Annotated in this window: 13 protein-coding genes; 5 read left to right on the top strand and 8 right to left on the bottom strand. The window is 70.7% G+C overall.

Annotated elements, in window-relative coordinates:
• Positions 1-21: 21 nt before the first annotated feature.
• From ACZ60E_RS30640 to argS, 3 genes are all read right to left on the bottom strand, one after another.
• The gene (locus tag ACZ60E_RS30640; RefSeq protein ID WP_469444616.1) at positions 22-819 is read right to left on the bottom strand and encodes a DUF4253 domain-containing protein; all 798 of its coding nucleotides are present in this window, start codon (positions 817-819) and stop codon (positions 22-24) included.
• 78 nt (positions 820-897) lie between these two features.
• A complete protein-coding gene (locus tag ACZ60E_RS30635; RefSeq protein WP_469444614.1) occupies positions 898-1824 on the bottom strand; it encodes a phosphotransferase family protein in 927 nt (308 codons plus the stop codon).
• Positions 1825-2147: 323 nt separating this feature from the next.
• Positions 2148-3938, bottom strand: coding sequence for an arginine--tRNA ligase (argS, locus tag ACZ60E_RS30630; protein ID WP_384806207.1), 1791 nt, complete (start codon positions 3936-3938; stop codon positions 2148-2150).
• Between the two features lie 280 nt (positions 3939-4218).
• Here argS and lysS point away from each other — a divergent pair, with 280 nt between their 5' ends.
• A complete protein-coding gene (lysS, locus tag ACZ60E_RS30625; RefSeq protein WP_469444612.1) occupies positions 4219-5964 on the top strand; it encodes a lysine--tRNA ligase in 1746 nt (581 codons plus the stop codon).
• 96 nt (positions 5965-6060) lie between these two features.
• Here lysS and ACZ60E_RS30620 read toward each other — a convergent pair whose 3' ends face one another.
• The 3 genes from ACZ60E_RS30620 to ACZ60E_RS30610 form a co-directional block, all read right to left on the bottom strand.
• Positions 6061-7470 carry a DUF2637 domain-containing protein gene (locus ACZ60E_RS30620; protein WP_469444610.1) on the bottom strand — a complete coding sequence of 470 codons (1410 nt, stop codon included), beginning with the start codon at positions 7468-7470 and terminating at the stop codon, positions 6061-6063.
• A 184-nt stretch (positions 7471-7654) separates the two neighbouring features.
• A complete protein-coding gene (locus tag ACZ60E_RS30615) occupies positions 7655-8551 on the bottom strand; it encodes a DUF3558 family protein (RefSeq protein ID WP_469444609.1) in 897 nt (298 codons plus the stop codon).
• Positions 8552-8700: 149 nt separating this feature from the next.
• Positions 8701-9591, bottom strand: a complete 891-nt coding sequence (locus ACZ60E_RS30610) for a DUF3558 domain-containing protein (RefSeq protein WP_469444661.1) — start codon at positions 9589-9591, stop codon at positions 8701-8703.
• 206 nt (positions 9592-9797) lie between these two features.
• Between ACZ60E_RS30610 and ACZ60E_RS30605 the strand changes: the two genes are divergently transcribed.
• Positions 9798-10991 carry an RtcB family protein gene (locus tag ACZ60E_RS30605; protein WP_469444607.1) on the top strand — a complete coding sequence of 398 codons (1194 nt, stop codon included), beginning with the start codon at positions 9798-9800 and terminating at the stop codon, positions 10989-10991.
• Between the two features lie 114 nt (positions 10992-11105).
• Here ACZ60E_RS30605 and ACZ60E_RS30600 read toward each other — a convergent pair whose 3' ends face one another.
• Both ACZ60E_RS30600 and ACZ60E_RS30595 read right to left on the bottom strand, forming a co-directional pair.
• A complete protein-coding gene (locus ACZ60E_RS30600; RefSeq protein ID WP_385838591.1) occupies positions 11106-11273 on the bottom strand; it encodes a hypothetical protein in 168 nt (55 codons plus the stop codon).
• Complete coding sequence (locus ACZ60E_RS30595; protein ID WP_385838592.1) at positions 11273-12067, bottom strand: SDR family NAD(P)-dependent oxidoreductase; 795 nt, start codon at positions 12065-12067, stop codon at positions 11273-11275. Before ACZ60E_RS30595 ends, ACZ60E_RS30600 begins: the two co-directional genes overlap by 1 nt.
• Positions 12068-12274: 207 nt before the next feature.
• Here ACZ60E_RS30595 and ACZ60E_RS30590 point away from each other — a divergent pair, with 207 nt between their 5' ends.
• From ACZ60E_RS30590 to ACZ60E_RS30580, 3 genes are all read left to right on the top strand, one after another.
• Positions 12275-12805: a hypothetical protein gene (locus ACZ60E_RS30590; RefSeq protein WP_469444605.1), complete on the top strand. Its 531-nt coding sequence runs from the start codon at positions 12275-12277 to the stop codon at positions 12803-12805.
• Between the two features lie 554 nt (positions 12806-13359).
• Positions 13360-14466, top strand: a complete 1107-nt coding sequence (locus ACZ60E_RS30585; RefSeq protein ID WP_453795337.1) for an LLM class flavin-dependent oxidoreductase — start codon at positions 13360-13362, stop codon at positions 14464-14466.
• Positions 14463-15071 carry an FMN reductase gene (locus ACZ60E_RS30580; RefSeq protein WP_384806191.1) on the top strand — a complete coding sequence of 203 codons (609 nt, stop codon included), beginning with the start codon at positions 14463-14465 and terminating at the stop codon, positions 15069-15071. The genes ACZ60E_RS30585 and ACZ60E_RS30580 overlap by 4 nt, the downstream gene beginning before the upstream one ends.
• Positions 15072-15408 lie beyond the last annotated feature (337 nt).

Here is a 15408-nt window from a genome sequence, read left to right as displayed (position 1 = left end):
GGCGCCGGCGGGGACTGCCGGTCAGTCCCACCAGAAGGTCCAGGAGCGTGCGCCGAGCACCTCGCGCTCGGCGTACGCCCGCAGCGAGGCACGGCCGCTCTGCGTGATGTTGTCCGGGCAGAACGCGTAGTGCTCGGCGGCTATCGCCTCCGCCTCGGCCAGGGTCCTGGGCGGGGCCGCGACGGAGACGATCAGCTGGTCGAAGGTGAGGGCCACGACCCGGACGCCGAAGCGGTCCTCCCAGGAACGCAGGACCGCGCACAGCTCCGCCACGTCGTCGGTGTGGTTGACCGGACCGCACCAGCCGAGGGCGGCCGGGACGTCCGCGCTGCGGCGGGCCGGGACGAGCGCGAGGCGCGGCTCCGTCAGCCGGCTCGCGCCGCCGACGAGCGCGTCCGCCACCTCGGCCGCCCAGACGTCCGGATCGACGTCCGGTACGCCCGCCGGGGCGAGGCCCGGCCAGTCGGCGTCCTGCGCCTCGGCCGCGCACTCCTCCCAGAGATCCGCGAGGACCTCCTCGGCGTCGTGGTCGCCCGGATAGGACGCGAGGTCCGGGTCCAACTCCCACTTGTCCGGGTGCGGTTCGCTGTCCGGCCGGCCGCCGACCAGGACCGGGCACAGGCCCGCCGTGCGGCGCGCGGACGCCAGCCGCAGCCAGTCGCCCGGCGCCGCCGCGGCGTCGGCACGCCACAGCAGCGGTTCGTCCCAGGAGCCCTCGACCGTCGTGTCGAGCAGGGCACCGGGCGGGAGGTCGAGACCGAGCGAGCGGCCGGCCGGGTCGGCCGCGAGCGTCGGCAGCTGGTTCGGAAGAGTCGCCATGCCCGTGACTTTAGAGCCCGCCACTGACAACGGCCCCAGGGGGCGCAGCCGTCCCGGTCGCCATGACCCCGGGCGCCGTCAGTCGGCGCCGAACCAGGTCCGCGCGAGCGAGTCCAGCGTCGGCTCCGGCGATTTCGGCAGCATGCGCAGATACGAGGCCAGGTGGCTGTAGACGTGCAGCAGCGTGTACGCCATGACCGTGTTCGGGTCGAACGGCGGGCGCCCGTAGGCCTCGTAGAACCGCTTCAGGAGCCGGGGCTGTCCGCACGAGAGGAACAGGCCGACGCTCACGAAGTCGTAGGCGGGGTGGCCGGCCAGCACCGGCTCGAAGTCGAAGAGACCGGTCAGCCGCCAGCCGTCCGGGTCCACCGTCAGGTGCTCGCGCATGAACTCGGTGTGCAGCAGCACCCGTCGTGAAGGGGCGGGCAGCGGGACCGAGTTCAGGAACCACGGGATCTGTTCGAGCCAGACCTCCGGCAGTCCGGTCCCGCGCTGCTGCTCCACCGCGTTCGCGCGCTGCGCCTCGACGAACAGGCCCCAGTCGGACGGGCCGACGAGACCCGAGAGCGGCCCGGGGCTCAGCGCGTGCAGCGCCGCGAGCGTCTCACCGGCCTCCGAGACGATACGGTCCTGGTCCGCCGCGGGGATCCGCGGCCACGCCTCCGCGAGGCCCTGGCCGGGCAGCCGGGCCATCAGGACGAAGGACCAGCCGTTCTTGTACGCGCCGGCCGAGTGCAACTGCGGTGTCGGGACCGGCAGTTTGCCGTACACATGGCTGAGCATCCGCTCCTCGCGCCGGGCGTCGAGCTTCTCGAAGGCGGGGAACAGCTTCAGTACGTGCGCGGCGCCGATGGAGTACACCGGGAGCGAGCCCTCGATGTAGCGGACCATCTGCTTGGGGACCAGGCCGAGGCGCTCGCACAGGTCCGCCACGGCCGGCCGCAGCAGGGCCTCGTCGCGGACGACCGCGTCGAGCTCCTCGCCGGTCTCAACGAGTGGCAGCATGACTGGCGCACACCCTCCGGCCGGCCGGAGTGGTGGAGAAGGGCAGTGCAGTGCTCATTGCGCTCCCAGCGTGCGGTTCGACGAGGCTCACGTACCCCGGAGTCGGGGTCGGCGGCCCGCAGCATCGCATACTCCGGGGTGCGCCCGAACAGCTCAACCTTTGGCCCTTGCTTGCACGGACAGGCAGGGCCTGAGCAGGTCAGAGGCAGGTCAGAGGCAGGTCCGAGGAAGGTTCGAGGAACGCCGGGGGAGAGGCCGCGGCGGGGAGAGCAGCACGCGTGGGTGCGCCCTCCCCGGCCGCTCACCCGAATGGGTGAACGGCGTCAGAGGCGTTCGGGCGTCCTGATGCCGAGCAGCGCCATACCTTGGTGGAGCGTGCGGGCCGTCAGGTCGACGAGGAACAGCCTGTTCTCGACGACCTCCGGCGGGTTCGCGTCGCTCAGCACCTGGCACTGGTCGTAGAACGTCGTCAGGTGCGACGCCAGCTGGTACAGGTACGCGGCCAGCTTGTGCGGCTCGTACCCCGCGGCCACGTCCAGGAGCAGCTCGCCGAACTGGTCCAGGTGCAGCCCCAGCGCACGCTCCGCCGGAGCCAGCGCCAGCTCCGGGTGGGCCACCGGACGCGCGTCCCCGGCCTTGCGGAGGATCGACTGGATACGGGCGTACGCGTACTGGAGGTACACGCTCGTGTCGCCGTTCAGCGACACCATCTGGTCCAGGTCGAACTTGTAGTCCCGGACGGCGGACGTGGACAGGTCCGCGTACTTCACGGCGCCGACCCCGACGAACCGGCCGTTCTCGACGATCTCCTCCTCGGAGAGGCCCATCTTCGCGGCCTTCTCGCGGACCACCGTCGTGGCACGGTCGATCGCCTCGTCGAGCAGGTCCACCAGCCGGACCGTCTCGCCCTCACGCGTCTTGAACGGCTTGCCGTCCTTGCCGAGGACCGTGCCGAAGGCCAGCTGCTGCGCCTTGGTGTCCCCGTTCAGCCAGCCCGCCCTGCGGGCCGTCTCGAAGACCATCTTGAAGTGCAGGGACTGGCGCGCGTCGACCACGTACAGGAGCGTGTCCGCCTTCAGGTCGAAGACGCGGTTCCTGATCGCGGAGAGGTCGGTCGCCGCGTAGCCGTAGCCGCCGTCCGACTTCTTCACGATCAGCGGGACCGGGTTGCCGTCCGGGCCCTTCACGTCGTCGAAGAACACGCACAGGGCGCCCTCGGAGCGGACCGCCACGCCCGACTCCTCCAGGAGGCGGCACGTCTCGTCCAGCATGTCGTTGTAGCCCGACTCGCCGACGATGTCCGCGTCCCGGATCTCCATGTCCAGCTTCTCGAAGACCGAGAAGAAGTAGACCTTCGACTCGTCCACGAACCGCTGCCAGACGGCGAGGGTGTGCGGGTCGCCCGCCTGCAGGTCGACCACCCTGCGACGGGCCCGCGTCTTGAACTCCTCGTCGGAGTCGAAGTGCGTACGCGCCGCCTTGTAGAGGCGGTTCAGGTTCGACATCGCCTCCTCGCCCGTCTCGGCGGCGTCCGCGGTGTCCCCCGCGGTCTTGCGGTCCAGCTCGTGCGGGTGCTCGTCCAGGTACTGGATGAGCATGCCGAACTGGGTGCCCCAGTCGCCGATGTGGTGCCGCCTGACGACGCTCTCGCCGACGAACTCCAGGATCCGCACGACCGCGTCGCCGATCACCGCGGAGCGGAGGTGGCCTACGTGCATCTCCTTCGCCACGTTCGGCTGGGCGTAGTCGATGACCGTCGTGCCCGGGTGCGCGGCGAGCGGCACGCCGAGACGGTCCGCCGGGTCCGCGGCGCGGGCCGCGAGGGTCTCCGTGATCGCGCGGTCCGTGAGGGTGATGTTCAGGAAGCCGGGGCCCGAGACCTCGATGTCCTCGATCAGGTCACCTGTGACGACCTGGCCGACGACCTGGGTCGCGAGGTCCCTGGGATTGGCCTTCGCCTTCTTCGCCAGGGCGAGGATTCCGTTGGCCTGGAAGTCCGCCCTGTCGCTGCGTCGCAGCAGCGGGTCCGCGTCCGCGGTCTCCGGCAGGGTTGCCGTGAGGGCGGTTGCGAGGCGCTGGTGGACGTGGGCGGTGAGGGACGTGACCGGGGGCATGGGGTGGGTGCCGTTCTCCTCGTGGGCATGGATCAGGCCAGTATCCCACGGGGGGCAAAGGGGTTTTTCGCCCCCGCCGCCCCTACCCTTCCCGTCACTGCATGGGGGCTGCGCCCCCTCGCCCCCCTGATCGCGCTGCGCGCTCGTCCTCAAACGCCGGACGGGCTGAGGGGGGGGGCGGAGCCCCTGAGTACGTGGCGGTGAAAAGGCGTTTTCGTGGATGCGGGCCGAGCTGGGACAATGTCCCGGTCAGCCGTGCGAACCCGTAGGAAAGAAGGACGTGCCGATCGTGGCTCAGAGCACCGAGACCACCGACTGGGTCTCCCGTTTCGCGGATGAGGTCATCGAGGAGTCGGAGCGCCGAGCCCCGGGCAAACCCGTAGTCGTCGCGTCCGGACTGTCTCCGTCCGGCCCCATCCACCTGGGCAACCTGCGCGAGGTCATGACCCCGCACCTCGTCGCCGACGAGATCAGGCGGCGCGGACACGAGGTCAGGCATCTGATCTCGTGGGACGACTACGACCGGTACCGCAAGGTGCCGAACGGCGTCCCGGGCGTCGACGCGTCCTGGGCCGAGCACATCGGCAGGCCCCTGACCGCGGTCCCCGCCCCGGAAGGCTCCGCGCACCCGAACTGGGCCGAGCACTTCAAGGCCGCCATGGTCGCGGCGCTCGCCGAGATGGGCGTCGAGTTCGACGGGATCAGCCAGACCGCGCAGTACACGTCGGGCGTCTACCGCGAGCAGGTCCTGCACGCGATGAAGCACCGGGGTGACATCGACGCGATCCTCGACCAGTACCGCACCAAGAAGGCGCCCCCGAAGAAGCAGCAGTCGCAGAAGCCTCTCGACGAGGCCGAGCTGGAGGCCGCCGAGGGGTCCGGCGCCGCCGCCGAGGACGACGGCACCGGCTCCGCCGGGTACTTCCCGTACAAGCCGTACTGCGGCGGTTGCGGCAAGGACCTCACCACCGTCACGGCGTACGACGACGACACCACCGAGCTGACGTACAGCTGCAGCGAATGCGCCTACTCGGAGACCGTCCGGCTCAGCGAGTTCAACCGCGGCAAGCTCGTCTGGAAGGTCGACTGGCCGATGCGCTGGGCCTACGAGGGCGTCGTCTTCGAGCCGAGCGGTGTCGACCACTCGTCCCCCGGGTCGAGCTTCCAGGTCGGCGGGCAGATCGTCGGCAGCATCTTCGGCGGCAAGCAGCCCATCGGGCCCATGTACGCCTTCGTGGGGATCTCCGGGATGGCGAAGATGTCGTCCAGCAAGGGCGGCGTGCCCACGCCGGGCGACGCGCTGAAGATCATGGAGCCGCAGCTGCTGCGCTGGCTCTACGCCCGCCGCCGGCCCAACCAGTCGTTCAAGATCGCCTTCGACCAGGAGATCCAGCGGCTCTACGACGAGTGGGACAAGCTGGGCGGCAAGGTCGACGACGGGTCCGCCCTGCCGGGAGACGTCGCCGCCTACGCGCGCGCCGTCGGCACCGCGGCCGGGGAGCTCACGAGGACGCCCCGTCCGATGGCCTACCGCACGCTCGCCTCCGTCGCCGACATCACCGCCGGCGCCGAGGACCAGACCCTGCGCATCCTCGGCGAGCTCGACCCCGCGGACCCGATCACCTCGCTCGACGAGGTCCGGCCGCGGCTCGACAAGGCGGAGGCCTGGATCAACACCCAGGTCCCCGCCGACCAGCGGACCGTCGTGCGCAAGGACGCGGACGCCGAACTCCTCGCGTCCCTCGACGACCAGGGCCGCGCCTCACTGCGGCTGCTGCTCGACGGTCTCGGCACGCACTGGTCGCTGGACGGGCTCACCCACCTCGTCTACGGCGTTCCGAAGGTCCAGGCCGGCTTCTCCGCCGACGCCACGCCCAAGGAACTCCCGGCGGAGATCAAGGTCGCCCAGCGCACGTTCTTCGCGCTGCTCTACCACCTGCTGGTGGGCCGCGACACCGGCCCGCGCCTGCCCACCCTGCTGCTCGCGGTGGGCCAGGAGCGGGTGAGGAAGCTGCTCGGCGCGTAGCAGTCGTTCTTGTCCGTACGCGGAAGGGGGCGCCCGGTGAACTCCGGGCGCCCCCTCTCACGTACAGCAGTAAGTACTGGCACACATGCCCCGGCGCTAGGCGATGTGGTCCTCCTGGAGTTCCGCCGTGTGGCGGTTGGTGAAGCGGTTGACCATCCGGTCGGCCTCGCGCTGCGGGAGCGTGGTGCCGAACGTGTCCTCCACGTTGCCCCGGAACTGGCCAGAGGTCGGATAGCTGCCGTCTATCGACTTCTTGAAGACCAGGTAGTAGTCCTCCTCGGTCGGCTCCGTGCCGCCGCCCGCACCCAGCTCGCGGGTACGCCCGGGGCCGGCCGGGATCGGGAAGGTACCGGTGTCCTCCGGAGACGGCTCCTGCTCCGCGTACTGCTGCTGCGGGAAGGCCTCCTGCTGCTGGGCGAACGCCTCCTGCTGCTGCGGGACCGCCTCCTGCTCGAACCGGCGCCGGTCCTGGAACCGCCGCTCGTCCTGGAGCCGTTGCTGCTCCTCGAACTCCTCGGCCTGCTGCTGCTCCGCGTACCACTGGGTGTACGCGGCCTCCGGGTCGTACGTCGGGTCGTAGCCGCCCTGGTACGCGACGGACTGGGGGTCCCGGGCCTGGAGCCACGGGTTCTGCGGCTCGGCCCGGTCCGGCTGCTCAGGGGGCTCGGCGAACTCGTCGCCCTCGGGAGCGGGGCGCCGCGCCCGGTCGGGAGCCGTGTCGTCCCGTACGGGGGCCGCCGCCGCGGGCGTGCGGGCGCCCGCGGACGCCTCGGCCGGTTCCAGTGCGGGCTGCGGCGCCGGAGGCAGCAGCGCGGGCTCGATGCCCGCCGCCGCGAGGCCGGAGGGCGCGGTCTCGGCGAGGGGGACGCCGTAGCGGGCGAGCCGCAGCGGCATGAGGGACTCCACCGGGGCCTTGCGGCGCCAGGCACGGCCGAAGCGGGAGCGCAGCCGCGCCTGGTAGACGAGCCGTTCCTGCTCCAGCTTGATGACCTGCTCGTAGGAGCGCAGCTCCCACAGCTTCATCCTGCGCCACAGGAGGAACGTGGGCAGCGGGGAGAGCAGCCAGCGGGTGAGGCGTACACCCTCCATGTGCTTGTCGGCGGTGATGTCCGCGATCCGGCCGATCGCGTGCCGGGCCGCCTCCACGGAGACCACGAACAGGATCGGGATGACCGCGTGCATGCCCACGCCGAGCGGGTCCGGCCAGGCGGCGGCGCCGTTGAAGGCGATCGTCGCGGCCGTCAGCAGCCATGCCGTCTGCCGCAGCAGCGGGAACGGGATCCTGATCCAGGTGAGGAGCAGGTCGAGCGAGAGCAGGACGCATATGCCCGCGTCGATGCCGATCGGGAACACGTAGCTGAAGTTCCCGAAGCCCTTCTCCAGGGCGAGTTCGCGGACCGCCGCGTAGGAACCGGCGAAGCCGATCGCTGCGATGACGACCGCCCCGAAGACGACCACTCCGATGAGGATCTTGTGCGTCTTGGTGAGCTGCATAGGCGCGGCCACCCGTACTCCCCTCCCCTTACGACCTGTTGCGCGCAACAGAGTGGCACATGTGTACGGGGTGCGGATGCCCGGTACGGGTGGAGCCCGGCCTCCGTGGGGGCCGGGCTCCACCAAATGTCCTGGTAGGGCTGCGAGTGGGAGGGCGGTCGAACTGGACGACGCGCTTCCCGGCTCGGGCCCCGTGTCAGTCCTTCTTGGTGGCGGACCTGCTGGGGCTCGCGTTGTCGTCGGAGTCGCCGCCGAGGTCCGAACCCTTGCCGGAACTCTCGCTCGCGGACTTGCCGGCGGACTTGCCCGGGGACGCGCTCGCGTCGGCGCCGGACCCGGATGTGGCCCCGCTGTTGCCGCCGTTCGCGGTCACGACCGCCTGGACGGCCTCCTTCGCGGCCTTCTCCGCCGACTTCGTCAGATCGGCCGCCTTCGGGGAGTCGTTGCCCGCGAGACCCGCGCCGTTGTAGTCGACCGTCACGACGACGTTCTCCACGCGCGTGACGAGCGTCTGCTGCCGGAAGGTGCCTTCCTTCTTCTTCAGGTCGTACGTCACCAGCGTCGCCTCGTTGCCCGTGCCGGACACCGGCTGCGACTTGGTGTTCTTCGCGTCCTCCACCGCACGCGCGTCCTCGGCGTGCTTCGTGTAGTACTCCGAGGCCAGCTTCTCGCCCGTGCCCCGGCTCTGGTCCGACTCGAAGCGCAGCAGCGACACGTTCAGCCAGCGGAACTGCGAGCCGTCCACACCCTTGTTGTCCAGGCTGTCCCAGGAGCAGTTGCCGCGCGTGCCGATGTCCTCGGACTTGCCCTCCTTGCCGGACTTGGTGCCCTCCGGGACGAGCTCCTTCAGCGTCTTCGACGAGAACACCTTGCACGGCTCGGGAAGCTTCGCGTACGTCGCCTCCTTCACCACCGCGGCCGCCTCCGTGGGGGAGGACGACGCCGAGGAGCCGGACTCCTTCTTCGCGTCGTCGCCGGAGCCGTCGCCGGAGTCCGAGGAGCAGCCGGAGGCGACGAGCATCAGCGGGACGGCGGACGCCCCGACCAGGATGCGGGTGAGTCGCTGACGGGGTCGCTGTACGGATCGGTGCATGGTTCCTTCACTCAAGACGCTCGGGTGTACGTGCGGACGGCCGCGTTCTCCGCCTGACCGCACTCGGTCGGGTCCGAGGGGCCACGGTAGCCCGAACGGGACATGTGCGGCTCAGGTTCCGCCGAGGCCGAAACCCCCGCCGACCGTCCCTAATCGCTGAACGACTCGGCGAGCTGGCCCGCCAGTTTCCGCGCCCTGTCCTGCATGTCCTCGCTGCTCGGGACGTCCGTCGTGGTCGCCGGCTGCTCGTCGTACTGGATCGTCACGACCACGTTGGACGTGCGGAACACCACAGTCACCGTGCGCTGCTTGGAGTCGTTCAGCGCGTCGTCGAGGAACGCCGTGTTGCCCAGACCGTCGAGCGTGCGGGGCTGGAGGGCGCTCGGCGTGGAGCCCGGGACGCCACTGGCGGAGGGGTCAGCGGAGGGGTCCGTGGAGGAGTTCGCGTCAGCGGAGGAGCTGCTGTCGCCGTCACCGCCGGCGTCGTCCGACGCACCGGACTTTCCGGCGCCCGGGGTCGACCCGGATCCGGACTCGGGCGACTCGGACGCGTCGGGGGCCCCGGTCGTGGCGGAGGGCGACGCGGCCGGTGCCGGAAGGTCCGCCGCGACCTCCTTCTTCCCGTAGATCTCCTCCGCGCGGTCGTCGTCGCTCACCGCGTTGTCGTACGAGACCACCCGCTCGAAATCCACCAGCAGGTGGTCCGTCGCGGTCGCCGACTCCGCCTTCCAGCGGCAGCCGACCTTCCGGTCCGTGTCGTACGTGACCGTCGCCGTGCCCTCGTAGGCCTTCTCGCGCTGCTCCTCGTCCGTGAGCTGCTTGATGCCCGGCAGCAGCGAGTCCAGGGTGCTGTGCGACACCGCGCCGCAGGGCTCGGGGAGGGTGCGGTACTTGCCGGGCTGTGCCGCGGCGGCCGTCGACGTCGTGCCGCCCGGCTTCGGGTCGTCCTGGCCGCCGCCGTCCGGCGATCCGCCGGTGCAGCCGGCCAGCAACGCCGCGAGGAGCGCGGCGACGCCGGGTACGTACGCCTTCCGCTGCACGGTGGGGCTCCTCTCGACGGGTCGATCGACTGTGCTCACGACCAGGGTGTCCTGTGGTTATTCGGTTGCCGCACGGGGGTGGGCCCTGGAGACAATGTGTATCGCACGTACTGCCGTGGACGCCGGTCCGTTGTCCCAAACGTTGGCCTTGGCGCCGGTTTTGCGATTTAAGACTTCTGTTGGTTTTACGGGGGAATGAGGACGATATGTCGTACGTGGAGATGCCGGGGGCGAAGGTTCCGATCCGTATGTGGGCGGACCCGGCGTCGGTGGAGGACGTGGCGATGCAGCAGCTCCGCAACGTCTCCACGCTCCCCTGGATCAAGGGCCTGGCGGTGATGCCGGACGTGCACTACGGAAAGGGTGCGACGGTCGGATCGGTCATCGCGATGCAGGGTGCGGTGTGCCCCGCGGCGGTCGGCGTGGACATCGGCTGCGGCATGTCCGCGGTCAGGACGTCCCTGACGGCCAACGACCTGCCGGGCGACCTCTCCCACCTGCGGTCGAAGGTGGAGCAGGCGATTCCGGTCGGGCGTGGCATGCATGACAGCCCGGTCGATCCCGGCGGCTTCCACGGACTCGCCACCCGCGGCTGGGACGACTTCTGGGGGCGGTTCGACGGGGTCGCGGAGGCGGTGAAGTTCCGTCAGGGGCGGGCCACGAAGCAGATGGGCACCCTGGGTGGCGGAAACCACTTCTGGGAGTTCTGCCTCGACTCGGACGACACGGTCTGGATCATGCTGCATTCCGGTTCCCGGAACATCGGCAAGGAACTCGCCGAGCATCACATCGGTATCGCGCAGAAGCTCTCGCACAATCAGGGGCTGATCGACCGCGACCTCGCCGTATTCATCGCGGACACACCGCAGATGGCGGCGTACCGGCACGATCTCTTCTGGGCGCAGGAGTACGCGAAGCACAATCGCGCGATCATGATGGCGATCTCCAAGGACGTCGTCCGCCGGGAGTTCAAGAAGGCGAAGGTGACCTTCGAGCCGGAGATCTCGTGCCATCACAACTACGTGAGCGAGGAGCGGTACGAGGGCATGGACCTGCTGGTCACCCGCAAGGGCGCGATCCGTGCGGGCTCCGGCGAGTACGGCATCATCCCGGGCTCGATGGGCGCCGGTTCGTACATCGTGAAGGGTCTCGGCAACGAGAAGGCGTTCAACTCCGCCTCGCACGGCGCGGGCCGGCGCATGAGCCGTAACGCTGCCAAGCGCCGTTTCACGACCAAGGACCTGGAGGAGCAGACACGGGGCGTGGAGTGCCGTAAGGACTCCGGTGTCGTGGACGAGATCCCGGCCGCGTACAAGCCGATCGAGCAGGTCATCGACCAGCAGCGCGATCTGGTCGAGGTGGTGGCGAAGCTGAAGCAGGTCGTGTGCGTGAAGGGCTGACGAAGCCGTGCCGCGTGGATTCACGCGGCACGAAATCCCCGCCGGATCCATGCCGTATGAATTCATGCGGCATGGATTTCGCGCTGTCTCGCGGCCGGTCGTCGTATTTCGTCATCACTTCGCGTGCATGACCGCGTAGATCATGACGAACGCCACGATGTGGATGCCGAAGAGGAAGTACGCCAGGTACCACCAGACGTAGCGTTCGTCCTTCTTCTCCTGGGCCAGGCGGCGTTGCTCCCGGTCCCGGGCGGGCTCGGGGGCGGGATCGGCGTCCGGCACTACAGCTCCCTGTGGACCTTCGTGTTGGAGGCCTGGGCCCGGGGGCGTACGACCAGCAGGTCGATGTTGACGTGCGAGGGGCGCGTGACCGTCCAGGCGATCGTCTCGGCGACGTCCTCGGCGGTGAGGGGCTCGGCCACCCCGGCGTAGACCTTCGCCGCCTTCTCGGTGTCGCCGCCGAAACGGGTCAGGGCGAACTCGTCGGTCCGCACCATGCCCGGCGCGATCTCGACGACCCGGACCGGCGTCCCGACGATCTCCAGACGGAGGGTCTCGGCGAGGACGTGCTCGGCGTGCTTGGCGGCCACATAACCGCCGCCGCCCTCGTAGGTGCCGTGGCCCGCGGTCGAGGAGACGACGACCACCGTGCCGTCGCCGGACGCGGTCAGCGCCGGGAGGAGGGCCTGGGTGACGTTCAGTGTGCCGATGACGTTCGTCTCGTACATCTGGCGCCACTCCGCGGGGTCGCCGGACGCGACCGGGTCCGCGCCGAGCGCGCCGCCCGCGTTGTTGATCAGGACGCCGATCTTCTTGAAGGCCGTCGCGAACTCGTCGACCGCCGCACGGTCGGTGACGTCCAGCGCGTACGCCACCGCCTCGCCGCCCGCCGCGCCGATCTCCTCCGCGAGCGCCTCGATACGGTCCTTGCGGCGGGCCGTGAGGACCACCCGGTAGCCCGCGGACGCCAGCTGCCGGGCCGTCGCGGCACCGATTCCACTGCTCGCGCCGGTCACGACGGCGATACGGGACGCGGCGGCGGGCGCGGTGGGTGCGGCGGATGCGGCGGCGGTCATGGGTGCTCCTCGGCGGAGGGGTGCGGGCGGGGCGAACTGCCGCCGCCGCTCGCTCGTACGGTCGATTGCTCTCCCGGCCAGGATAGGCGGGCCCGGCGGGCGGACGGGCGTCTCACCTGATGGGCGGCGCCTGGGGGGCGGCCGGGGTGGCATACATGCGTTGACCCGGGTACGGGACCCGGCGGGCCGACGTGGAGGACATGGGACATGCGGAACTTTTCTGCGCGGGACCTTTCTGTGCGGGATCTTTGTGCGCGGGGGGTGGTGGTCGCCGTGGCGGCGGCTGCTGTCGTGGGGGCGGCGGGGGTTTCGGGGGCGGCGGGGGCCGTAGGGGGTGAGCGGCTCGGTGGTGTGCCCGAGGCCGATCTCGCCTTTCACGGGCGGCTGTGGATGGACGACGGGCGGGTCGAGCTGCGGATGACCCCGCAGAACCACGGGCCCTTCGGGGTCGACGACGCGACCGTACGGCTGCGGTGGTCGGCGCCGCTCGCGGACGAACAGCGGCTGCCCGCCGGCTGCGCGCGGTCCGGGGCGCGGGCCGTGCTGTGCCGGACGGGGGCGTTGCCGGCGGACGGGTGGGGGCGGACGGTCACCTTGGCGGTACGGCTTCGGGGGGAGCCTTCGGAAGTGACGTTGGGGATCGATGCGGTGTGGGGTGGTGGGGCGGTGGATCGGAACCATCGGAATGACCGGCAGGAGGTTCTGGTGCTGGACACGGGGGACAGCTACGTCTTCTAGGCCGCGTGGTCCTGCTTCACCTGCTCAAGGATTGCGCCGTTCCCCGCGCCCCTGAGGGGGTGGGGCGGGGGTTGAGTTCGACTGCGGGTCGGTGGGGGGCTTGTCGCGCCGTTCCCCGCGCCCCTGTGTTTCGGCTGCGGGGCGGTGGGGGCCGTTCGCGCAGTTCCTCGCGCCCCTGAGGGGGTGGGGTGGGGGGCGAGTTCGACTGCGGGACGGTGGGGGTTGGCCGCGCCGTTCCCCGCGCCCCTAGGTAGGTGGGGGTGGGGGTGTGAGTTTGGCTGCGGGGCTGTGGGGGGCTTGGCTCGGGGCCGGCCCCGGCCCCGTCAGGGGCGCGGGGAACTGCGCGGCCAACCCCCACCGAACCCGCACCCACCCGCCCGGGGGCCAGGCCCACCCCCTAGGGGCGCGGGGAACTGCGCGAACAGCCCCCACCGGGGCCGCAGCCGGCCATCCGGGGGCAGGACCCACCCCCTCAGGGCCGCGGGAATAGACCCGGTAGGGGCATCGTTTGGGGGTATAGTTGAATCGTCAACAACCTGGAGGATGAGGTAGCCATGCAGTTCGGGATCTTCACCGTCGGCGATGTCACGCCGGACCCCACCACGGGCCGGACCCCGTCCGAGCATGAGCGGATCAAGGCCATGGTCGCCATCGCGCAGAAGGCCGAGGAAGTAGGGCTCGACGTCTTCGCGACCGGTGAGCACCACAACCCGCCGTTCGTGCCGTCGTCGCCGACCACCATGCTCGGCTGGGTCGCCGCCCGCACCGAGAACCTCATCCTCTCCACCTCCACCACCCTCATCACCACCAACGACCCGGTGAAGATCGCCGAGGACTTCGCGATGCTCCAGCACCTCGCGGACGGGCGCGTGGACCTGATGATGGGCCGCGGCAACACCGGCCCGGTCTACCCCTGGTTCGGCAAGGACATCCGCCAGGGCATCAACCTCGCTGTCGAGAACTACGCCCTGCTGTACCGGCTGTGGCGCGAGGAGACGGTGACCTGGGAGGGCAAGTTCCGTACGCCGCTGCAGTCGTTCACCTCGACGCCGCGGCCGTTGGACGGCGTGCCGCCGTTCGTCTGGCACGGCTCGATCCGCTCGCCGGAGATCGCCGAACAGGCCGCGTACTACGGCGACGGGTTCTTCCACAACAACATCTTCTGGCCGGCCGACCACACCAAGCAGATGGTCGAGCTGTACCGGTCGAGGTACGCGCACTACGGGCACGGCACGCCCGAGCAGGCGATCGTCGGGCTCGGCGGACAGATCTTCATGCGGCGCAACTCGCAGGACGCGGTACGGGAGTTCCGGCCGTACTTCGACAACGCGCCGGTGTACGGGCACGGGCCGTCGCTGGAGGAGTTCACCGAGCAGACGCCGCTCACCGTCGGCTCGCCCGAACAGGTCATCGAAAAGACGCTGGCCTTCCGGGACTACGCCGGTGACTACCAGCGGCAGTTGTTCCTCGTGGACCACGCGGGGCTGCCGCTGAAGACCGTCCTGGAACAGATCGACATGCTGGGCGAGGAGGTCGTGCCGGTGCTGCGCGAGGAGTTCGCGAAGCGGCGGGCGGCCGGGGTGCCGGACGCGCCCACGCATGCGGCTCGCGTCGCTGCGGCCGCTGCGGCCGAGGCGGGCCAGGAGGTGACCGCGTCATGAAGCTGGTCGTCGTCTCGGCGGGACTGAGCGTCCCGTCGTCCACGCGGTTGCTGGGGGACCGGCTTGCCGCGGCGGCCTCCGCCGGGGGTGGGGTCGAGGTCCAGGTGGTCGAGCTGCGGGATCTCGCGGTCGAGATCGCGCACAACCTGACCACCGGGTTTCCGGGGCCGGCGCTCGACGCGGCGTTGTCCGCGGTGGCGGGTGCGGACGGGCTGATCGTGGTGACGCCGGTCTTCTCCGCGTCGTACAGCGGACTGTTCAAGTCGTTCTTCGACGTGCTGGACCGTGACGCGCTGGCCGGGAAGCCGGTGCTCGTCGCGGCGACCGGGGGGTCGGCTCGGCACTCGCTGGTGCTGGAGCACGCGATGCGGCCGCTGTTCGCGTATCTGCGGGCGGTGGTCGTCCCTACCGGGGTCTACGCGGCATCGGAGGACTGGGGGGCGGAAGGGCTGGCCGAGCGGATCGGGCGGGCTGCGGGGGAGTTGGTTGCGCTGATGGGTGGCGCGGCTGCTGGGGCTGGGCGGGGGGAGGGGGTTGCTGTGCGGGTCGGTGAGTTCGAGGTGGTTCCGTTCGCGGAGCAACTCGCTGCGTTGCGGTCCCCGTAAGGGGGCGGGTCCTCCGGTGGGGGCCGCCGCGCCCCTGTGTCTCGGCCGCGGGCCGGTGGGGCCGTTTGCGCAGTTCCCCGCGCCCCTAGGGGGTGGGCCTGGCCCCCGGGCGGGTGGGTGCGGGTTCGGTGGGGGCTTGTCGCGCCGTTCCTCGCGCCCCTGAGGGGGGTGGGGCCTGGCGCCGGAGGGTTGGGTGCGGGTTCGGTGGGGGTTGGCCGCGCAGTTCCCCGCGCCCCTGAGGGGGCGGGGCCTGAGGCGAGCCCACACGGACCCGCAGTCGAACTCACACCCGCACCCCCACCCCCCTAGGGGCGCGGGGAACTGCGCGACCGGCCCC

Source organism: Streptomyces sp. NPDC102514, assembly GCF_055584525.1.
This window is presented reverse-complemented; position numbering and strand designations above follow the sequence as displayed.